The sequence below is a fragment of the Empedobacter sp. UBA5924 genome (assembly GCF_002431085.1).
In the GTDB taxonomy this organism is placed as follows: domain Bacteria; phylum Bacteroidota; class Bacteroidia; order Flavobacteriales; family Weeksellaceae; genus Empedobacter; species Empedobacter falsenii_B.
Window position 1 is genome coordinate 1 of sequence record NZ_DJDM01000009.1, and the last position, 22,612, is coordinate 22,612.

Genomic DNA, 22,612 nt, shown 5'->3' on the forward strand with positions numbered 1-22,612 from the left:
TTTATTTCTTGAGGCTTTTTTTGTGGTTATACGTCGCGCTTTAGCTGAACGCTGTAAGCTTTACGCATCTCCAGACTATGTTTTATAAAAAAAGAAGCTTGCTTTCATCCAACAAGAGGCTTCTAATTAGTCAACAAGAAGCTTCTTCTTGATAAAAAGGAAGCTTCCTTTTTACAACTAACTCAGAACTTACAACTCATAACTCGATAACACTCCTTTGTAGATTTTTATTGTCAGTCTTAAATCTTATGTCTTATAACTTATTACTCAAAACTCAGAACTTAAAACCCGCGTTAGGGATAGCAGTGGAAATCCTTTTGTAGAAATTGTATTTCCTGTAATCACTTCTAATCTTCTTTTACAAAAGATTGCAACGGATAGCCCGACCGAGCGATTTGCATTAGCTGTGTTTGTATTATTTTGCTTATTCTATGAATAATATAAATGGAAGGCAAAGAGCGAGGGAACGCCCAAATTTATTATCTTTACTCAAAACCTATATATTATGGAAGAAAATCAGTATGATAATCAATTGTTACCAAAGGAAAGTTGGTTTAAACGTAATTGGAAATGGGTTGTGCCTGTTGGCTGTTTGTCGTTTGTGATTTTATTTTTTGGATTGTTAATTGGTGGTGCTTTTTGGGGTTTTAGTAAGATAACTTCGGATAGTGATGTAACGAAACATGCAATTAATATTATTAATCAAAATGTTGAAGTTCAGCAGAAATTGGGTACGGATGTTAAAACGAACGGAGTTTTTACTGGAAATATTTCTATTACAAATGATATTGGTGAAGCTAACATTTCTGTACCTATAAAAGGAACAAAAGGTTCTGGAACTGCAATTATTGTAGGAGAGAAAGAATTTGATAAATGGAATTATGAAAAGATTGCGGTTCAGGTTGATGAAACTGGAGAAGTGATCGAAATAAATAAAGTAAAAGAATAAGCTAACGAATGAGTTAGCTTTTTTTATTTAGCTATTATTGATAAAGATTTAATTGTTTATTCAAAATAATAATTTTACTTTTGATTAACATTTGGTGCGAACTTAACCGTTCGGTAACAGGGAATCAGGTGAAAATCCTGAACAGACCCGCTGCTGTAAGCTCCATATTTTTTAGATACATTATATCCACTGTTTTTAATGGGAAGGATTTCTAAAAAAGGAGTAAGTCAGAAGACCTACCAAAATGATAAATGTTGAATGCTTTCGGGGACTAAAGCGTGAAGTTCAAATTTTGGATAGGTTCGTCCTTTCAATACTTCTTCATATACTCTCGTTAGCAACAATTGATTATTGCTAAATGAGAAATCTAAAAACTATAATTATTTGTTGCAGCTTGATTTTGCTTTCATGTCGCATAGCCTCTGCGCAAATTATTCATGATAGTATTTTAGAGCTTCAGCAAGTTAATATTTTAAAAAATAATGTAAAAGCCGTTGTTCCTGTTCAGGAATTGAAAGGAGCGGAACTAGAGGCTTTAAATAGCCATTCTGTGGCAGATGCTGTTCGTTTTTTTGCAGGAGTGCAAATTAAAGATTACGGTGGAGTTGGAGGTTTAAAAACTATTGATGTTCGTGGGATGGGATCTCAACATGTTGCAGTTTTTTATGATGGAATTCAACTTGGAAATGCGCAGAATGGAATTGTCGATTTAGGAAAATTTTCTTTAGACGATATGGAAATGATTTCTTTATATAATGGTCAAAAAAGTAATATTTTTCAATCAGCGAAAGATTATGCTTCTGCTTCTGCTATTTATCTTCAAACCAAAAAACCTGTTTTTATTGGTGATAAAAAAACGAATGCTACACTTCGTTATAAGTTAGGCTCGATTCAATTAATCAATCCTTCTATTCGTATTGAACAGAAAATTACGGATAGATTATCAGCTGTTTTGAGTGCAGAATATGTTAAAACGAATGGTATATATAAATTCCGTTATCAACGCAAAAATTTGGATGGAACTACTGCATACGATACACTTTTGAAACGTAGAGATGGACAAGTTGATGCAAAACGTTTGGAATTAGGATTGATCGGAAAAGGAAATCAATCGAATTGGAATGTAAAAGGATATTTGTATGATTCGGATCGTGGAATTCCTGCTGCAATTGTGCGTGGTCGATTTGATGGACGTGGACAAACTTTGGTTGATCGAAATTATTTTGTTCAAGGTAAATATGAGAAACGATTCAGAAATTTTCAATCGAAGATAAACGCAAAGTTTGCTTACGATTTCACCCATTATACAGATACAATTTCGACAGTAAAAATAGAAAATAAGTACACACAACGCGAGTTTTATGTGTCTTGGGCGAATCTTTATTCGATTACAGATAATTGGGATGTGAATGTTGCAACAGATTATCAGTTTAATAATATGGGAGCAGATTTAAAGAATTTTTCTTTTCCTACTCGTCATACAAATCTTGTTGCGTTCGCGTCTACTTATCGTCTTGGACGTTTGAGTTTACAAGGAAGTTTATTTGGAACTTTTGTAAAAGAATCAGTAGAAATGAACACAAGTGCGCCTGATAAAAATATATGGACGCCAACGATTATCGCCAATTATCAACCATTCAAATCTCACGATTTTAATATCAGAGCGTTTTATAAACGTATTTTTAGAATGCCAACGTTCAACGATTTGTACTACACAGACATTGGTTATGCGAATCTTCGACCAGAATATTCTACACAATATAATGTTGGTTTTACTTATTCTAAATCATCTCAAAATTTCTTCAAAAATATTACGATTCAAGCCGATGCTTTTTACAATGAAGTAACTGATAAAATTGTGGCTGCGCCTTCTGGAAGTTTGTTTCGTTTCACTATGCTCAATTTGGATGAAGTCAGAATAAAAGGGTTGGATGTTAAAATTCGATCAACATTTCAATTAGGAGAAATAGAGGTTTCGCCAATGCTTAACTACGGTTTTTTGCAAGCGTTAGATTATTCGAATCCTAAAAAAAGTTACTACAAAAATCAAATTCCATATACACCAAAACATAGTGGCTCTTTTGTTTTAGCGGCTTCTTATAAAACATGGAATTTTAATTACAGTTTTATTTATGTGGGAGAACGTTACAATGTTCATCAAGATAATATTAAAATAAATCGTCTTAATCCTTGGTTTACAAATGATTTAGGGATACATAAAGAGTTTAGGTTGAATCAAAGTCTATTCAAAGTTTCTTTTGAATTAAATAATATTTTGAATCAACAATATGATGTGGTTTTAAATTATCCAATGCCAGGAAGACAATTCAAGCTAATATTAAGCGCAAACTTATGAGAAATTTCAAACAATTATTCGTCTGTTTTTTAACAGCAATTACTTTTTATGCTTGTCAGCAAGATACTTATTTGATCGAGAAAGAGGAAGAAGGTGTAACCGATCCCGAAAAAACAGATGTCGTTGGTTTTTATTTACTAAACGAAGGAAAAATGGGAAGTAATATGGCTACGGTAGATTATATGGATTTTACAACAGGAACCTATAATAGAAATATATATGCAACCGTAAATCCTACTATGGTAAAGGAATTGGGAGATGTTGGGAATGATATCAAAATTTATGGAAATAAGTTATATGCGGTTATCAACGTATCAAATTTTATCGAGGTAATGGATGTAAGAACAGCCAAACATCTGGGAACAATTCCTTTAGAAAATGGTCGTTACATCACGTTTGCAAATGGGAAAGCGTATGCATCTTCGTATGCTGGTCCTGTTACAATCGATCCGAAAGCGCCTTTGGGAAAAGTGGTCGAAATAGATACGATTAATTTATCGGTTACGCGACAAGTGACCGTAGGTTATCAGCCAGAAGAATTAGAAGTTGTTGGGAATAATTTGTATGTAGCAAACTCAGGAGGATATCGAGTTCCTGAATATGATAAAACGATTTCTGTGATTGATTTATCAACGTTTAAAGAAACTAAAAAAATTGATGTTGAAGTAAACCTTCATCGTTTAAAAAAAGATGCAGATGGCGATTTATATGTGACTTCTCGTGGTGATTATTACAACGTTCCATCAAATTTATATGTGTTGGATAGTAAAACGCATCAAATCAAAAAGAAATTTGATATTCCTGTTTCTAACTTTACAATTGTTGATAACAAACTCTATTATTATTCAAACGAATTTAGTTACACAACTTTCGAATACACAAAAACTTATGGTGTAATTGATACCAAAACAGAACAAGTTATCAACAAAACATTGGTCAATGATCCTGTTATTAATGAAATCGAAACACCTTACGGAATTGCTGTAAATCCTCAAACCAAAGATCTTTTTCTAACCGATGTCGGAAATTATGTTTCGATGGGTTACATCTATTGTTTTGATAAAAATGGTGCTTTTAAATGGAAAACTGCTGCTGGAAATATTCCTGCTCACTTTGCTTTTGTCTATAAATAAAATTTACATATGAAATATTCTAAAATCTTACTAACCGCACTAAGTTTTGCTTTAATACAAAGCTGTAGTGATGATGAAAACATTATCGAGACTAATCCTGATAATGCTACATTACAAGTATCTTATGATGCAGCACGTTTAAAAATTGTTTCAATTGAACCAACTGTTTCTGGTTTCGAAAATGCAACATATACATGGAAACTTGGCAATGAAATTATTGGTAATGAGAAAACCTTAGGTTTTGTTTCTGATAAAGTTGGTGCTTACGATTTAACATTAGAAATTACTTCAGGAGTAACTTCTAAAACGATAAAAACAAAGGTTAATGTTACACAAGAATTATCTACTTACAGTAAATATATTTCTCAAGTCTTTGATTATTTGCCAGCAGTTGGACAATTCACAAATGCTTTACCATCTTATGTAACAGGAGAAACTCAAGCTGATATGACAGCCAAAGCTGCTAAGGCTTTAGTAGGAGAAAAATCTACAATGATTACACTTGGAGGTTACGGAGGATATGTGGTATTTGGTTTTGACCATACGATTATGAACCAACCAAACAAACGCGATTTTAAAGTTTTAGGAAATGGTTTTGCTGGATCTTCTGAACCTGGAATTGTGATGGTTGCATATGATAAAAATAAAAACGGAAAACCAGATGACGACGAATGGTACGAAATTGCAGGAAGTGAGTACACGAATCCAAATACAATAAAAAATTATAGTATTTCTTATCAAAAACCAACCGAAGAAGATAAAATACCTAATCCTGAATATGTAAAATGGACAGATAATCAAGGAAATTCAGGTTATAAAACTAAAAATTCTTATCATAAACAATCATATTATCCATTGTGGTTTGGTTCGGATCAGTTAAAATTCTCAGGTACACTTTTGGCAAGCAATTATACAGAGAAAAATGGTATTTGGACTGGTAAACAATTGGCTTATGGTTATGTAGACAATGCACCAAATAACAGCGAAGATTCAAATATTGATATTGATTGGGCTGTTGATAAAAATGGAAATCCTGTTAAATTATTAGGAATCGATTTTATCAAAGTTTACACAGCAACAAATCAAGAAGCGGGTTGGTTAGGCGAAATCTCAACAGAAGTTGCAGGTGCTTATGATTTGCATTTATAATATAACAAAACTAAATAAAATGAATTTTAATTTTACAAAGAAACTATTCTTTAATTTCTTATTTGCTACATCATCAATCTTTTTATTGACTTCTTGTAATAATGATGACGACAATACTGAATTAGTAGATCAACAAAAATATGAAACCTTAGATTTATCAAAGTTTGATTTAACAAAAGGAACTACTACAGCCGGAGGAAAAATTTGGGAAGGTACTTATACAGAAGACGCTGAATTAACTTCAGGTATTTTCAAGTTTAAACATACAGCTTGGCCAGAGTATTTAACATGGATGGGATTCACGGTTTCTAATAGTAATGACAATTCTGATCAAATAGATAAAGAAGGCGGTTGGTTAGATAATCAATGGGGTACAATGGCAAAAGGTGGTGCAGATGGACAAGGAACACCATTTTTAGTCTCTTTCGCTGATCACAAACCATCTGAGAAAGTTTTGAAATATGGAGAAGAAGTTAAGATTGACAGATTTTCGAGTGTAGTAGAAATTACTGATACAGCTAATAAATACAAAGCAAAAAATGTAAAATTAGCAATAAGCCCTTGGTCTTATTATGGGATTCTGAATGGTGATGCATATGCAAGAAAGTTTGTAAAAGGAGATTATTTCGCGATTCATATTTATGGTGTTTCAGCAAATAAACAATTGACTACAGAAAAACCTGTAACTCATTATTTTGTTGATTTTAGAAATGGAATAAATAATATTTCAACAAATTGGCAAGATGTGGATCTTTCTGCTTTAGGAGAAGTTAAATATTTAATGTTCTTTTTAGAAACTACAGATGTAGGAGATTGGGGAGCAAACACAGCATTATACTTTACAATGGATAAACTAAAAGTAGAAAAAATTCAATAATCTAACATTCTAAATATTTTTATCCGAGGCTATCATTTTTGGATGATGGTTTCGGATTTCTAAAAAAACAATACATGAAGAAATTTTTACTTTCGATTTTTACAATAGCTGCAATTCAAACAAGTTTTGCACAAACAAAAGAATATACAAACGGCGTTTTTATTGTGAATGAAGACTGGTTTGGTAAAGCAAATGGATCAATTAATTTTATTAATGCAAACGATTCGGTTGATTATAATGTTTATAAAACAGTTAATCCTGGTGAAGAATTTGGTGTAACTTCTCAATATGGAACAATATATGGCGATAATTTTTACATTGTTTCGAAACAAGGAAATCGTTTAGTTGTTGCAGATTCGAAAACATTACAGAAAAAAGCAAGTTTCGAAACAATTGGTGCTGATGGTAGAAGTTTTCTTGGGGTTAATAGTAAAAAAGGTTATATAGGATCTGCAAAAGGAATTTATCTTTTTGATATTGAGAATTTAAAAATTGGTTCTCTGATTGATGGAACTTCTAAAGTTGGTCAAGTAGGAAATATGATTCGTACATCTAAATTTGTTTTTGCTGTTTCAAGTACTGGAGGAATTTTAGTTATCGATCCAAAAACACACCAAATAAAACAAACGATTGCAGGAAGTTTTATTTCGGTTGTACAATCTAAAGATGGAAATGTATGGGGAGCTTTATCTAAAAAATTAGTCAAAATAAATCCTACGACTTTAGAAACTACAGAAATTGCTATTCCTACGAAAACAGTTCCAACTCCTTCTGCTTGGAATGCTGGTACTTTTTGTTCTTCCACACAAGATAATAGTATTTATTTTCTATCAGGAATCAATGTTGTGAAATACGATGTAACAAACAATAAATTTGAAGAAAGTTTTATAGAAATTCCTGGTCAAGATACGACACCAAAGGAAACATATTATGGAGCAGGTTTAAGGATTGATCCGTTGACAAACGAACTAGTATTAACTACTATTGGTTCAGGTTGGGGAACTAATTCACAAATTAATTTTGTTCATAGATTTTCTGATAACGGAAGTCTTAAAAAATCTGTGAAATTAAGTGAATATTATTGGTTTCCTTCAATACCAGTTTTTCCAGATAATGCAGCACCAATTATTAATGATTTAGAGACGACTTATCAAATCAACTCAGCAACAACAATTGATTTGAAAGATAAAGTTTCTGATTTAGATAATTTATCAGCAGCAATTGTAAAAGATTTAGAAATTATTGAAAATGATGATGTCGCTGAAATTTCGATTAATGATAAGGAAGAATTAGTCATTAATCCATTAAAAAATGGAACAGCTAAAATCAAAATTTCTTTCAATTCGAATGGAAAAGTTGTTTCACAAAACATCACAATTTCATCAGCTGTTTTAGGAATAAGTGATCTGAATAAATCATCAATTAATGTTTATCCAAATCCTGTTAACAATGTATTGTTTATCGAAACAAATGAAGCTTCAAAAGCCGAAATTTTTGCTATTACAGGAGACAAAATGACAGAGAAAACACTTCAAAAAGGGAAAAATCAATTAGATGTTTCTTCTTTACCAAAAGGTGTTTACATCATAAAAATTAACAATTCTACTTTCAAAGTAATCAAAAAGTAGTGTGTTATTTATTTGTGGAAAAAAGGTTGAGCATTGCTCGACCTTTTGTTTTTATTAAATATTTATTCCATACGTATTTTTTATTTCGGCCATCACAAAAGAGCTGTGCGTACTTCCGATGCTTTCTAAAGCGCCCAATTTATTGAAAACAAAATCTTGATATTGCTTCATATCCAAAACTTGTACTTTTAAGATAAAATCATATTCGCCCGAAATATTATAACATTCCACCACTTCATCAATCAACAAAATATCTTCTACAAGTTTATTCCCAATCGTGCGATCATGTTGTTTTAGCTTGATGCTGCAAAAAACCATAAAGCCTTTGTTCAGCTTTTCTGCATCCAAAACCGCTCTATAATTTTTGATATAACCTTGTTGTTCCAACCTTTTTATACGTTCAAAAACGGGTGAAGGAGATAAATTAACTAAAGCAGCAATTGCTTTTACTGTCAATTTCGAATCTTTTTGTAGAATTCTTAATAATTCTAAATCGGTTTGATCTAATGTTTCCATCCAAATAATATTCTTTTCAACACGATATTTTATCGTTGTTTAAGTGTTTTGTTTTGTAAAATTAGTCATAATAAGTAGTATAATCTTATTTTTTCAAGTTTTACAATCGTTTATTTTGTCTTGTTACATTTGTGAAGAAATAAACAACAAATTATTGGGGAATCGTGTGAGAATCACGAGCTGTCGCGCAACTGTAAGTAATGCAAATTACAAGTCAGATTACCAATAGAAACAAAAGATGATACTTTCGCGATTTGAAGTCTGTCTGTCAAAATAGGTTTACTATTTATCAACTCGCGTTTGTGTTTTTGAACATTAAAAAACAATCAAAATGCAAACACAAATTTTAGGTTATCCAAGAATTGGCGCTAACCGTGAACTAAAAAAAGCCTGCGAAAATTATTGGGCAGGTAAAATTGAACTACAAGCTTTATTGCAAACAAGCCGTACAATTACCAAACAAAATTGGGCATTGCAACAAGCTGCCGGAATTGATTTAATTCCGTGTAATGACTTTTCTTTTTACGATCAAGTTTTAGATTTTACGTTATCAGTTGGCGCAATTCCAGAGCGTTTCAATACAGTTGCTTTAAATAAAAAGAATACTGAATTAGACTTATATTTTGCGATGGCAAGAGGCTATCAAAAAGATAATTTAGATATTACAGCGATGGAAATGACAAAATGGTTTGATACCAATTACCATTATATCGTTCCAGAATTTGTAAAAAATCAAGAATTTAAATATTTCTCAAACTTAATTGTAAATGAATTTATCGCTGCCAAAAAAGAAGGTTTTAATCCAAAAACTGTTTTAATTGGACCGATTACGTATTTATTATTAGGAAAAGAAAAAGAAGAAGGATTTGATCGAATTGATTTAATTCAGAATTTATTGCCAGTTTACTTTGAAATTATTCATGATTTAATCAATCATGGAGCAAATACAATTCAGTTCGACGAACCTTTTTTAGCTTTAGATTTAGACGAAAAATCGAAAACGGCTTATCAAGAAGTTTACAAAAAAATAAGAAAAGAATTTCCTCAACTTACGATTCAGGTCGCAACTTATTTTGATGGATTGAAAGATAATACAGCTTTAGCAATCAATTTACCAATTGATATTTTGCATCTTGATTTGGTTCGAGACGAAAATCAACTTGATGAAATATTGAATCAAGCTCCTTCTCAATTAAAACTTTCTTTAGGTTTAGTTGATGGTAGAAATATTTGGAAAAATGATTTTCAAAAATCACTTTCAACGATAGAAAAAGTTGTGAACAAAATTGGAGAAAAACGAGTTATTATTTCAACATCTTGTTCATTATTACATTCACCTTGTGATTTAGATTTAGAAACAAACGAAAAAAATCTTCCGACTACAATTAAAGATTGGTTTGCATTTGCGAAGCAAAAATTAGAAGAAGTTGCTTTCTTAAAAAATTATTTTTCAAACCCGAATGACGAAAAATTGATTCAACAATATGAAGCGAATCAATTCTCTATTAATAATAGAAAAAATTCTCAATTAATTCATCAAACTCAAGTTAAAGAACGAGTAAATGCAATAAAAGATGAAGATTATAATCGTGCAAATAGTTTTGGAAACCGAAAAATTGTGCAACAAAATGTATTGAATCTTCCTCCTTTTCCTACGACAACAATCGGCTCTTTTCCACAAACGCAAGAGGTGAGAAGTTGGCGTGCGAAGTATAAAAAAGGGGAATTATCTGCCGAAGAATATGATACTTTATTGAAACAAGAAACGAAGCGTACGATAGAATGGCAAGAAGAAATTGGCATTGATGTTTTGGTGCATGGTGAATATGAGCGCAACGATATGGTGGAATATTTTGGTGAAAAATTAGCCGGATTTGTTTTCTCTAAAAATGGTTGGGTTCAGAGTTATGGAACGCGTTGTGTAAAACCGCCGATTATTTTTGGTGATGTTTATCGCCCAGTTCCAATGACGGTTTATTGGTCACAATATGCACAATCTATCACAGAACAAAAAGTAAAAGGAATGTTGACTGGTCCAGTTACGATTTTACAATGGTCTTTTGTTCGCGATGATCAGCCAAGATCTACGACGTGTAAACAAATTGCATTGGCGATTCGAGATGAAGTTTCGGATTTAGAAAAAGCTGGAATTAAAATTATTCAGATTGATGAGCCTGCAATTCGAGAAGGTTTACCATTAAGAAAAGATGAATGGCAAAATTATTTGAAATGGGCTGTTGATTCGTTTAAATTAGCCTCAAGTAATGTTGATAATTCTACGCAAATTCATACGCATATGTGTTATTCAGAATTCAACGATATTATTCAAAATATTGCTGATTTAGATGCGGATGTCATTACAATTGAATGTTCGAGAAGTCAGATGGAATTATTAAATGCTTTTTCAGATTTCAATTATCCAAATGATATTGGACCTGGAGTTTATGATATTCACTCGCCTCGCGTTCCGTCGAAAGAGGAAATGGTTGATTTGATAGAGAAAGCGGCAAAAGTTATTCCAGCAGATCAATTATGGGTAAATCCTGATTGCGGACTAAAAACGCGTCATTGGGAAGAAACCGAAAAAGCATTAATCGAAATGGTTGCGGCGACAAAAGAATTAAGAAAAATATATACGCCAAAAGCGATTTAAGCTTAACATCCTACTTTAATGACTTAATAAGTAGTGTTGTGTTATTTATTTGTGAAGAAAGGTTGAGCATTGCTCAACCTTTTGTGTTTTAATAATAATTTATCGTTCGTTTTACAACATATTTCAATTCTCCATTGATTGAAATAGAAGCTTTTATCCAATTATTTTTCGAATCATATTCATACGAAACTTGATAAGAAGTTAAAACAGTTTGTCCATTTCGGAAGGATTGTTTTTTGAAGTTTACAATTTCATTTTTCGAATCAAAATCAGCTTGATAAGCTAACGTTTTATTGGCGTCAAATGATTGTAATTTTGAAATGTTTCCATTCTCAAAAAACATTATTTTGCTCGAATTTCCAGCAATTTCTTCCTGAAAAATAGGTGTTTCTTTATCATAAATATAATACGATTTTCGCCCTTTTTTTCCATCAAAAGAAGTCATTTCATCCAAAACCAATAAACCATTTTTGTTATATGTCAAATTATTCTCACTAATCGTAGAACCTTCCACTTTTGTCGTGATTTTATCCAACTTATTCGAATAATTAAAAATCGTTTCATAACTCGATTTTGACGATTTCCCTTCAATATTTTCTGTCAAGTTTATCAACCGATTTTTATTGTCATAAACAAAGGTTTTGTCGGAAGCAATTCGTTTTGGATCTTCACCATTGTTAATAACTGTATTTGTCTGTTTATCAATAAAATTTGAGTTATTGTAGTCGTAATTAACATAGTTATAAACAGCTAATTTTCCTTGATAATCCAAATAATTTGTTCGCTTTGTTAACAATCCTTTTTGATTAAATTCTAACGAAATTTGATTGTAAAATTCATTCTCCAAAAAAGGTAAAGTTGTGGTATTTCCTTTTGCATCTGTTGCAGTTGAAGTCACTTTTTCAACCTTTCCTTTCAGATTAAAATCAGCTAAAGTTGTTTTAACTTCATAATCATTTGTCGAAATTTTTTGTGCAAAATTAGCTTGTGATGCAGCCAAACAAATTGTCGTTAAAATTATTTTTTTCATGTTTTGTTTAAAATTGATAAGCGATCTTAAAGTTAAGATTTAAATTGAAATCTGTAGAAGAACCTTCTTTTTTATAATGATTTTCTAAACCGCCCATAAAATCATCAAAAATTCGAGTATCAACACTTTCTAAATTTGTAACATTCGAATATTTTACATTTCTATTTTTTACACCCAAACCAACTTTTGGAATAAAAACTAATCCTTTATGAGTTGGAATAAAAATATTGTAATTGATATTCAATCCATATTTTATTCGTTTATAATCGGCTTCGTCATACGAATATAAATACGAAAAATTTTGAGCATCATTTCGGTAATATTCACCATTTTCAAGATGATCGGTGTGATGAATATAGAAAAACTCGGAAGAAATAAGATGTTTTACTCGTCTGTTTTCGCTTAGATTGATAAAAAATTCTGGTCGAATCTCAAAAAGTTGATAATCTTCGTTGATTTTATATTTTGGTTTGTGGCTAACAGGAATGCTATGATAACTTCCGTAGCCAATTTCAGAGCCAATCCAATAACGCTCGTTCAGTTTATAGATGTATCCAAAAGTCCATCTTGGAGGCGATAAAGCTGCTGAAAGAACGCTAAAAGTGATGACATTTTTGCGTTCATCGTTTGATTTTTCTTGTGCAGAAATCAATTGTCCAAAACCAATGACGAATAAAAAAAGTAAAAAATTCTTTTTCATATAAATAGTGTTTAAAAGAAAGAGAATCATTTACTTAAAAGGTTGCGTGAACCAAGATTATTTTGAAGTTAATTATTTCTTCAATTCATACCAAAAGCAATCCAAATCCCACATGTCCAGATGAAAAGTTTCAGTGACTTCGAAACCTATTTTTTCTAAAACATTTCTTGATGCTGCATTTTCTGTATGTGTTATGGCATTTAGTTTAAAATCAATCATATTTTCGTTATAAAAATCCATGCAAGCTTTCGCAGCTTCTGTTGCATAACCTTTTCCCCAAGTTTCTTTACGGTAACGATAGCCAAAATCTAAGAAATCAAATCGATTATTCATCGCCTCTTTTTCGGTCATGTATTTAAAACCAGTCCAACCAATCATTTTTCCCGATTCTTTCTCTATAACAGCCACTCGTCCATGTCCAAGTTCGTTGTATTGAATCAATAAGTTTTCGATGATTTCTCTTGTTTCATCAATCGTTTTAATTGGTTGATTTTTCAGAAATGTATGCACTTCTGGTTGAGAATCCATCTCATAAAAATCCTGCAAATCATCCATCGTAATTGGACGAATTATTAAACGCTCCGTTTCTAAAGTTGGTAAATATTTCATATTTATTGAGTTAAGAATAATCTTTATTGTAAATCAGATTAAATTATTTTTATATTTACAGCTAATCTATTACTAAAATACATAAAATGAAACAACAAAAAGTATCTAATGCTTTTATAGCAGCTTCTTGGATTGCTTTAGGCTCGGGAATGATTGGATATATTATTGGATTGACGCGCGCCGAAATGGAATTGAACGAGAAAGGTTATTACTTTACCGTTCTTTTATTTGGACTTTTCGCCGTAGTATCTTTGCAAAAAGCAGTTCGAGACCGATTGGAACAAATCCCTGTAACTGATATTTATTACGGAATTTGTTGGTTTGGAACTATTGCTTCAATCACACTTTTAATTATAGGTCTTTGGAATGCAACAATCCTACCTTCGGAGAAAGGTTTCTATGCATTTGCTTTTTTATTGGCAATTTTTGGAGCTATTGCTGTACAAAAAAATACAAGGGACAACATGGCTAATTAATATGTTTTGGGCGTTCCTACGGGCGGGCTTTTCGTTACAATCTTTGCTATTCAGCAAAGGATTTTCACTACAATCCCTAACGCAATAAAAAATAAAATCCTCGCAATTGCGAGGATTTTACTTTTATTTTTGAAACCGTCAATTCGAGTGAAATTCTGAAAGAATTTAGTATCGAGAATAAGGTTTTAAAATTCTGTTCTCGATACAATTTTTATACATTTCATTTCTAAAAATCACTCGAACTGACGAATTTTATCCAACGATATTAATGATTTTTCCAGGAACAATAATGATGTTTTTTGGTGTACGATCACCCAATTGTTTGATTGTACGTTCGTCGTTCATTACAATTTCTTGAATTTCATCTTTTGATAATGATAAAGGTAATTCTAACAAGAATTTCATTTTACCATTAAATGAAACTGGATATTCTTTTGCATCAGCAACTAACCATTTTTCTTCGAAAACAGGGAAATCTGCATGCGCAATTGACGTTTCATGTCCTAATTTTGACCATAATTCTTCTGCAATATGCGGTGCATAAGGCGAAATAATAATTGCCAAAGGCTCTAAAATTGCACGTTTAGTTGTTTTTAATTTTCCTAATTCGTTTGCCGCAATCATAAAAGTAGAAACCGATGTATTAAAAGAGAAATTGTTTACATCTTCATCCACTTTTTTGATGGTTTGATGCAATACTTTCATTTCTTCTTTTGTTGGCTCATCTTCCGAAACGAAGAAAGTTTCTTCTGCTCCTGAATGATACAATCTCCAGAATTTTTTCAAGAATGAATAAACGCCAGATAAACCTTGTGTATTCCATGGTTTAGATTGCTCAACTGGACCTAAAAACATTTCGTATAAACGTAAAGAATCTGCTCCATATTGATTACAAATATCATCAGGATTTAAGACATTGAATTTAGATTTTGACATCTTTTCAACTTCGCGTCCTGTGATGTATTTACCATCTTCTAAAATAAATTCAGCATTAGCAAAATCTTCGCGCCACGCTTTGAATTTTTCTGTATCTAATTCATCTCCTCCATCTTTCAACATATTAACATCGACGTGGATTGGAGTTAAGATAATATTGAAATAATTATTCTCTAAATCTTTTACAGGTTGAGAATTATTATTTATTTTTTGCATTTCAGTGTAGTAGATATTTGCTATCTCTTGAAATTCAACAGGTGTATTAACTTCACTATAATGTTTGCCTAAAGCATTTTGTCTATTAACTTCATTATGGTATTCTTGTATAATATCTTTATATTTTTTAGAAACAAAAATATTATTAGGAAGTTGAACTTGATCAATATTTTCAATGAAGTTCGTTATGTTAGAATCATAATTAACACTAACTCTATAAGCAAATGCACTCATTCCCAAAATCATTCCTTGGTTAATCAGTTTTTTTGCATATTCATCTGTAGGAACGAATCCTTTATCAAACAAGAATTTTTGCCAAAAACGAGAATACAACAAGTGACCAGTCGCGTGCTCAGATCCACCCATGTACAAATCGACATTTTGCCAATAATCAACCGCTTCTTTTGAGACAAATTCGTTGTCATTTTTCGCATCCATGTAACGTAACCAATACCAAGAAGAACCCGCCCAACCTGGCATAGTGTTCAATTCGATAGGGAAAATTGTTTCATTGTTGATTAAACTATTGTCTACAACTTCATTTGTAGTTGTATCAAATGCCCATTTTGTAGCACGTCCCAATGGTGGCTCACCATCTTTTGTTGGTAAATATTCGTCAACTTCTGGTAAAATAATTGGCAATGCTGCTGTTGGAATTGTGTAAGGCATTTCGTCCTTGAAATAAACCGGAACTGGTTCTCCCCAATAACGTTGACGAGAGAAAACAGCTTCGCGTAAACGGAAGTTTGTTTTTCCTTGTCCAAAACCTTTTTCTTCTAAAGCTTCAATTGCTTTTGCAACCGCTTGTTTATAATCTAATCCGTTTAAGAAATCAGAATCTTGTAATTCGAAACCACCTTTTTCTGTAAAAGCAGCTTCAGAAATATCTTTCCCTTTGAAAATATTAATAATTGGTAAATCGAAATGATTTGCAAAAGCAAAATCACGCTCATCACCAGCTGGAACAGCCATTACAGCACCAGTTCCATAAGAAGCTAATACATAATCACCAATCCAAATCGGAAGTTGTTTTCCTGTGAAAGGATGAATAGCATAAGCGCCTGTAAATTCTCCTGTAATATTTTTAGCATCCGCTAAACGATCACGTTCAGAACGTTTTGAAGTATAATCGACATAAGCATCAACTTTTGCTTTGTTTTCTGCTGTTGTAATTTGAGAAACTAAAGGATGCTCTGGCGCTAATGTTACATAAGAAACACCAAAAACAGTATCAGGACGAGTAGTAAAAACTTCAATTTTGTCATCGTTTCCTACAACATCAAAAAAGATTGATGCACCTTGCGATTTACCAATCCAATTTTTTTGAGATTCTTTGATCGGATCTGGCCAATCTAATTTATCTAAACCAGTTAATAAACGATCAGCGTAAGCCGTGATACGCATCATCCATTGTGTCATTTTTTTGCGCACAACAGGGAATCCTCCACGTTCAGATAATCCGTTAATTACTTCGTCATTCGCTAAAACAGTTCCTAAATCTGGACACCAGTTTACTTCTGCTTCTGCTAAGAAAGTTAAACGATATTTTAATAAAATTGCTTGTTGTTCTTTTTCAGAATAGGCATTCCATTGCTCTGCTGTAAAGATTTCAATATCATCATCTGCCACAGCATTTACATTTGCATTACCTTCAGTTTTGAATGTTTCAACTAATTTTGAAATGGATTCAGCTTTATCGGTTGAATTATCATAATATGAATCAAATAATTGATTGAAAATCCATTGTGTCCATTTATAATATTCAGGTTCTGAAGTTCTGATTTCACGATCCCAATCGTATCCCAAACCAATTTTTTTCATTTGGTTCTCGTAACCAGCAATCACATTTCCTTGTTTATCAACACCACCTTCGATATTCGTTGTTGTTGTAATCGCAGGATGTTGACCAGTTTGGATAGCATATTGTTCCGCAGGCAAACCAAAAGAATCGTAACCCATTGGGTGTAAAACGTTGAAACCCTTTAATTTTTTGTATCGAGAATAAATATCAGACGCAATGTATCCAAGTGGATGACCTACGTGTAATCCAGCTCCAGAAGGATAAGGAAACATGTCTAATACGTAAAATTTAGGTTTTTCTGATTGATTTTCAGCTTTGAACGTCTTGTCTTCAATCCAAAATTTTTGCCATTTTGGTTCGATTTCATTCGGATTATATTGCATTATTGGAAGTTATATTAAAATTAAATTTATGCAAATTTACATTTTTTATGTATCTTTTAGGATAGAATGGCGATATTTGTACATTAACAATCAACAACTAAACCAAATCCATGAAAAAAGAATTGATATTATATTATATCGGTATCCTTATTTTTTTTACTGTCCTTATTTTTTCTGTTCGTCATATTGTAAATACAACACGTATTTTTGTGGGGTACGAAGATGGTTTTAATCCTATTAATATCAAATGGAATTTTGATAAAAAGGATTCAACACTTCGTGTCAAAGATCCTATTTATGTCAGAAGTGATTATTATTTGATTGATTATAAAGACAAAGCATTCTTAAAAAAAGATACAGTTCTTTATGCTGAACTTTTTGAGGATTCATTGGCTGTAAAAGGAAATGTATTGAATTTGAAACCTCCTTATTTTTTGTGGAAAGAGGCAAAAAACGACACGTTGAAAGTTTTTAAACACAACATTACCTTGAAGTTTACGAAGCGAGAATAGTATTAAGCTTTCTGTAAATAGAACGAAAAAGTAGAGCCTTTTCCTATTTTACTTGTCACATAAATTTTCTGTTTATGAGCTTCTAAAATATGTTTTACAATTGCCAAACCTAATCCAGATCCACCATTGTTACGATTTCGAGATTTATCAATTCGATAAAAACGTTCGAAAATTCGGTCAATGTCTTCTTGTTTTATCCCAACGCCTTGATCTTTTATTGAGATTTGAATTTTATCATCATATTCTTCAAAATCGATGTCAATTTCTGTATTTGGATTAGAATAATTGATGGCGTTTACGATCAAATTGATTAAAACCTGTTGAATTTTCTGAATATCACCTACAACTTTTATTGGTTGATGAATAGGATAATTTAGAGAAATTTTGATGTTATTTTTTTCAGCTTTAATTTCTAATAAATCAATAACGTCTTGTACAAGCGCCGTCAAGTTGAAAACTGAAAATTCGATATTGATTCGTCCACGTTCAAGCTCTGCAATCATGTCCAAATCTTTGACCAAATAAATCAATCGATCAACCGATTTATTGATTCGGTTTAAGTATTTATCGCGAATAGATTCATCTTCAACTCCACCTTCAATCAAGGTTAATAAATATCCCTGAACTGAAAAAAGGGGCGTTTTTAATTCATGCGAAATATTTCCAAGAAAATCTCTTCTGTAATTTTCTCTCTCATTCAAAACATCAATTTCTTTGGATTGATCTTCTGTAATTGTAGAAATTTTTTGAGAAAGTTCTTCAAAATCCATTGTGCTGGATTGAAATTGAGGAATATTTTTCGAGATTTCAGTAAAATCTTTTCTTCGTTGATTTTTTAAAGAAAACCAATAAAATATTGATAATCCAATCAATAAAAGAAGCATTAAACTGATGAAAAATAGTTTTTCTTGGAGAATAAAATCAATATTTCCAAACCATAAAAAAGAGAACAAAACAAATCCTAAAGCCAAGAATAATGTACTGAGAAAGGCAAATAGAAAGATGTTTTGAACTTTGAAAGTTGAAGCCATTACGAGCTTTTAGTCATTTATTTTGTATCCAATTCCTTTGATTGTAGAGAAACGATCGTTCCCAAATTTTTCGCGTAATTTGCGCATATGTACGTCAATTGTACGTCCGCCAACTACAACTTCATTTCCCCAAACTTTCTCCAAAATTTCTTCACGTTTGAAAACACGTTCTGGATTTGAAGCTAATAAAGCAATCAATTCAAATTCTTTTCGTGGTAATAAAAAGTCTTGTCCTTGGTAATTTACTTTATAGGTTTCGCGGTTAATCTCGAAATTATTCAATTTGATAAATTCGTCTTTTGGCGATTCGTTAGGTTGTTTTAATTTTAATAAAGCATTTAGTTTACTGATTAAAACTTTTGGTTTGATAGGCTTTAAGATATAATCATTTGCACCGGCATCATAACCTGCTAATTGAGAAAAATCTTCGGCGCGAGCAGAAAGAAAAACGACCAAAGTATCTTGAAAAGAATCTAATTTTCTCAATTCCGCACACATTTCCATTCCGTCCATTTGTGGCATCATTACATCTAATAGAATCAAATCTGGGCGAAAAATTTTGGCTTGTTTCAAACCTTCTAGTCCGTTTTGAGCTGTTTCTACTTCAAAACCTTCTTTTTTTAAGTTGTAACCAATAAATTCTAAAATATCTGGTTCGTCGTCAACTAATAAAATTTTAATGTTCTTCATAATTGTTTGTAATAACTAAATAAAATTAGTCGATGTAAAATTAAGCTTAAATTTTAGGAGAAATTAGGTAAAAACATTTCTTAACATTCATTTAAAGTTACGATAATTTCATAACATTTACCTAACAAAACCTTTACAATTTTTAAAAATGTTTTTCATTGGATTGCCGCAACTTTGCCATCAAACAAACACGAATTATACAATCGCAATGAAACGCAATTTAACTTTACTTTTATTATTAGGTTCTGCAGCATTATTTGCGCAAACTAATATTAAATTAGAAGGAACTTTATTTGATCAAAAAACAAACCAACCACTTTCTGAAAAAACTTTTGTGGTTGAAGGATTAAATATTCAAGCAAAAACAAACGAGAAAGGGTACTATGAAATTTCTATTCCGGATGATGTTTATCAAATCGATGTAAAAGTTGACGGTTATCAAACCATTACGAAAACTTTAACAGAGGAGACGAATCTTAACATGTATTTGCAACCGGAAGATTTTAAAGATGGAAAAATTGATTTGTCGACAGCTGTAGTGACTGGAGTAAGAAGTAAATCAGCTGAGTCTAACTTGTTGAATATGCAGAAGAAATCTACAGAAATTGTAGAGCGAGTTGGAGCAGCTCAATTAGAAAAACAAGGTATTGGGGATGTTGCAACTGCTATTACTAAAGCTTCTGGAACGATAAAACAAGAAGGAACGGGAATTATTTTCGTCCGAGGATTAGGAGATCGTTTCAATTCGACTACGTTAAATGGTTTTATCATTCCATCAGATGATCCTGAAAATAAGAATATTAATTTAGGTATTTTCAAAACAAATATGGTCGATTATATTTCACTTGAAAAATCATTTTATCCTCGTATGATTGGTGATTTTACAGGAGCAAATATCGACATCGTTTCCAAAGAATATACAGGAAAAGCTTATGTAAAAATAGGTGTAGGTTCTTCTGTCAATTTACAGACAATAGATAATAATAAATTTAAACAACAAGATGGTCCAAATTTTTTTGGATTCAAAAAAATAGAGTTACCAACAAGTACCAATCCTGTAAAGCAATATGCTTTTAAAACAAATTGGGATTATAAAAATGCCAAAAATCCATTCAACACAGGAATTGATTTAGAGGCTGGTGGAAATGTAAATATTGGAAGAGAAGGTAAACTTTCTATCTATGGATATATAGGATTTGATAATCATTATGCATACAGAGAAGGACAGGAAAATAACGTTTCAGCTGCAGGAGATTATTTAAAGCAATTGAATGTTGATCGTTCTTCTTATACAACTAATACAAACGGTTTATTAAATTTTATTTATAGAATCAATTCGAACAATAAAATTACGTTAACTTCAAATACTATTCATGCATCAGAACAAGATTTTCGAATCTTAAGAGGGTTTTTGAGAGATACTGCTGAAAATGGACAAGGTCTTGTACATCGTGCAGATAATAAAGTCACAACAGTTTTTGCAAATCAACTTTTTGGTGAGCATCAATTTGGAAATAACTTAACATTGAATTGGGGTGGAGCCTTTAATCATATCAACAGTGAACGTCCAAATCGTATGCAAAACACGATGATGTTAGATGAAAAGATTAATCAATACATACTAATTAGTAATTCACCAGGAGATAATCACCGTTATTACGATGAATTTTCTGGAAACGATTTTCAAGGTAGAGCCGATATTACGAAAAAATGGGATCGACTAAAATTAACCGTTGGAGGGTATGGTCTTTATAAAAAGCGTGATTTTGGTGCAGTCCAAATTAGTATTGGTACAAAAAATGGTCAAATTGTAGACCCAAATAACTTAGATGCATTTTTTAATCAAAATAATTTTAACAATGGGATGTTTACCTTATCCACTCTTAGAGGAACAGGAACTTCAGATTTGCCAAATTTATTAGATCCATTAAGTTATACTGCAGAACAAAAAATTTACTCTGGTTTTGCTAACATAGAATATGAATTGAGTGATAAATTCTTAGTTCAAATTGGATTGAGAAATGATAATGTCAATTTGATGGTTGACTGGAATACAAATATTGGAGAGATGACTGGTAAAGTTGACAAGAATTACAACAAAATTTTACCAGCATTGAATTTAAAATATAGTTTAACGGATAATCAAAATCTACGTTTTTCAGCATCTAAAACTTATACATTGCCACAAATCAAAGAAATGGCACCTTTTGCTTATGATGATGTAACGAATACAACATACGGACAACCAAAGATTTATCCATCAGATAATTATAATGCAGAACTAAAATGGGAATTTTTTCCAAAAAGAGACGAAGTCTTATCGATTACTGCTTTTGGAAAATATATCAAAAATCCAATTTCAAGGGTTAACGTTTCTTCAGCATCTGCAAATGATTTAACATACATTAACACTGGAGATAACGGATATGTTTATGGTGCAGAAATAGAGGCGAGAAAAAATATTGTTGAGTTTTCTACAACGTCAAAATTATACACAATCCTAAACGCAGCTATATTAAATTCTAACCAAAAATTAGATTTTGAGAAAGTTAAAAATGAAACAGGAATTGCAACCAATTTCACTAAGACAGACCAAGAAATGGTTGGAGCAGCTCGCTTTTCAGGAAATGCAAGTCTTGGTTATTCTACTTCTTTAGGAGGTAAAAAGAAATTAGACGCAATGCTTGTTTATGGTTATGTAGGTAAAAACGTATATGCAATTGGTTCTCAAGAAAGAGGTTCTCAAATGCTGAAAGCAATCAATTTGCTAGATGCTAATATACGTTTCAATTTATCAGAAAAAACGACTTTATCAGTATTTGGAAAGAATTTATTAAATCCAAATTTCACGATCGAACAAAATAATAGAGGAACAAACTACATTCTCGAAAATTATAACAGAGGAATCCAAGTTGGATTAGGATTTTCTCACACACTTTAAAAATCAACAATAGAATATAAAAATTA

17 protein-coding genes and 2 riboswitches are annotated in these 22,612 nt (G+C 31.6%); of the genes, 10 read left to right on the forward strand and 7 right to left on the reverse strand.

The genetic code is table 11. The annotated features are described in order from the left end of the window. The first annotated feature begins 505 nt into the window (after positions 1-505). The 6 genes from B3792_RS02085 (at position 506) to B3792_RS02110 (ending at position 8,092) form a co-directional block, all read left to right on the forward strand. A complete protein-coding gene (locus tag B3792_RS02085) occupies positions 506-949 on the forward strand; it encodes a cytochrome c oxidase assembly factor Coa1 family protein (RefSeq protein ID WP_291046770.1) in 444 nt (147 codons plus the stop codon). A gap of 75 nt (positions 950-1,024) precedes the next feature. Then, a riboswitch (cobalamin riboswitch) is annotated at positions 1,025-1,208 on the forward strand. A gap of 99 nt (positions 1,209-1,307) precedes the next feature. Next, positions 1,308-3,305, forward strand: coding sequence for a TonB-dependent receptor (locus B3792_RS02090; protein ID WP_291068730.1), 1,998 nt, complete (start codon positions 1,308-1,310; stop codon positions 3,303-3,305). Beyond that, a complete protein-coding gene (locus tag B3792_RS02095; RefSeq protein WP_221856352.1) occupies positions 3,302-4,438 on the forward strand; it encodes a YncE family protein in 1,137 nt (378 codons plus the stop codon). Before B3792_RS02090 ends, B3792_RS02095 begins: the two co-directional genes overlap by 4 nt. Positions 4,439-4,447: 9 nt before the next feature. Further along, complete coding sequence (locus B3792_RS02100) at positions 4,448-5,587, forward strand: PKD-like domain-containing protein (protein WP_219035417.1); 1,140 nt, start codon at positions 4,448-4,450, stop codon at positions 5,585-5,587. Positions 5,588-5,606: 19 nt separating this feature from the next. Beyond that, positions 5,607-6,464, forward strand: a complete 858-nt coding sequence (locus B3792_RS02105) for a DUF4465 domain-containing protein (RefSeq protein ID WP_052217978.1) — start codon at positions 5,607-5,609, stop codon at positions 6,462-6,464. Positions 6,465-6,538: 74 nt separating this feature from the next. Continuing rightward, positions 6,539-8,092, forward strand: coding sequence for a DUF5074 domain-containing protein (locus tag B3792_RS02110; protein ID WP_291068732.1), 1,554 nt, complete (start codon positions 6,539-6,541; stop codon positions 8,090-8,092). Between the two features lie 54 nt (positions 8,093-8,146). Here B3792_RS02110 and B3792_RS02115 read toward each other — a convergent pair whose 3' ends face one another. Then, complete coding sequence (locus B3792_RS02115; RefSeq protein WP_038336827.1) at positions 8,147-8,608, reverse strand: Lrp/AsnC family transcriptional regulator; 462 nt, start codon at positions 8,606-8,608, stop codon at positions 8,147-8,149. 109 nt (positions 8,609-8,717) lie between these two features. Next, a riboswitch (cobalamin riboswitch) is annotated at positions 8,718-8,853 on the forward strand. Positions 8,854-8,939: 86 nt separating this feature from the next. Between B3792_RS02115 and metE the strand changes: the two genes are divergently transcribed. Then, positions 8,940-11,261, forward strand: coding sequence for a 5-methyltetrahydropteroyltriglutamate--homocysteine S-methyltransferase (metE, locus tag B3792_RS02120; RefSeq protein WP_115002225.1), 2,322 nt, complete (start codon positions 8,940-8,942; stop codon positions 11,259-11,261). A gap of 88 nt (positions 11,262-11,349) precedes the next feature. Here metE and B3792_RS02125 read toward each other — a convergent pair whose 3' ends face one another. The 3 genes from B3792_RS02125 to B3792_RS02135 form a co-directional block, all read right to left on the reverse strand. Further along, the gene (locus B3792_RS02125; RefSeq protein WP_115002227.1) at positions 11,350-12,291 is read right to left on the reverse strand and encodes a hypothetical protein; all 942 of its coding nucleotides are present in this window, start codon (positions 12,289-12,291) and stop codon (positions 11,350-11,352) included. Positions 12,292-12,298: 7 nt separating this feature from the next. Beyond that, a complete protein-coding gene (locus tag B3792_RS02130; RefSeq protein ID WP_115002229.1) occupies positions 12,299-12,991 on the reverse strand; it encodes a hypothetical protein in 693 nt (230 codons plus the stop codon). A gap of 72 nt (positions 12,992-13,063) precedes the next feature. After that, positions 13,064-13,600, reverse strand: coding sequence for a GNAT family N-acetyltransferase (locus B3792_RS02135; protein ID WP_038336824.1), 537 nt, complete (start codon positions 13,598-13,600; stop codon positions 13,064-13,066). 86 nt (positions 13,601-13,686) lie between these two features. Between B3792_RS02135 and yiaA the strand changes: the two genes are divergently transcribed. Then, positions 13,687-14,076: an inner membrane protein YiaA gene (yiaA, locus tag B3792_RS02140; protein ID WP_038336823.1), complete on the forward strand. Its 390-nt coding sequence runs from the start codon at positions 13,687-13,689 to the stop codon at positions 14,074-14,076. Between the two features lie 252 nt (positions 14,077-14,328). Here the strand turns inward: yiaA and B3792_RS02145 are convergent, their stop codons facing one another. After that, a complete protein-coding gene (locus B3792_RS02145) occupies positions 14,329-17,412 on the reverse strand; it encodes a leucine--tRNA ligase (RefSeq protein WP_291068737.1) in 3,084 nt (1,027 codons plus the stop codon). Between the two features lie 110 nt (positions 17,413-17,522). On the opposite strand from B3792_RS02145, the gene B3792_RS02150 reads away from it, so the two are divergent. Then, positions 17,523-17,924 (forward strand): hypothetical protein, encoded by a 402-nt coding sequence (locus B3792_RS02150; protein WP_038336819.1) that lies wholly within the window; start codon positions 17,523-17,525, stop codon positions 17,922-17,924. A 2-nt stretch (positions 17,925-17,926) separates the two neighbouring features. On the opposite strand, the gene B3792_RS02155 is transcribed toward B3792_RS02150, so the two are convergent. Continuing rightward, positions 17,927-18,955, reverse strand: coding sequence for a sensor histidine kinase (locus tag B3792_RS02155; protein ID WP_038336818.1), 1,029 nt, complete (start codon positions 18,953-18,955; stop codon positions 17,927-17,929). Between the two features lie 9 nt (positions 18,956-18,964). After that, positions 18,965-19,645 (reverse strand): response regulator transcription factor, encoded by a 681-nt coding sequence (locus B3792_RS02160; protein WP_291068740.1) that lies wholly within the window; start codon positions 19,643-19,645, stop codon positions 18,965-18,967. A 148-nt stretch (positions 19,646-19,793) separates the two neighbouring features. Between B3792_RS02160 and B3792_RS02165 the strand changes: the two genes are divergently transcribed. Continuing rightward, positions 19,794-22,586 (forward strand): TonB-dependent receptor domain-containing protein, encoded by a 2,793-nt coding sequence (locus B3792_RS02165; RefSeq protein ID WP_291059182.1) that lies wholly within the window; start codon positions 19,794-19,796, stop codon positions 22,584-22,586. The last annotated feature ends 26 nt before the right edge of the window (positions 22,587-22,612 follow it).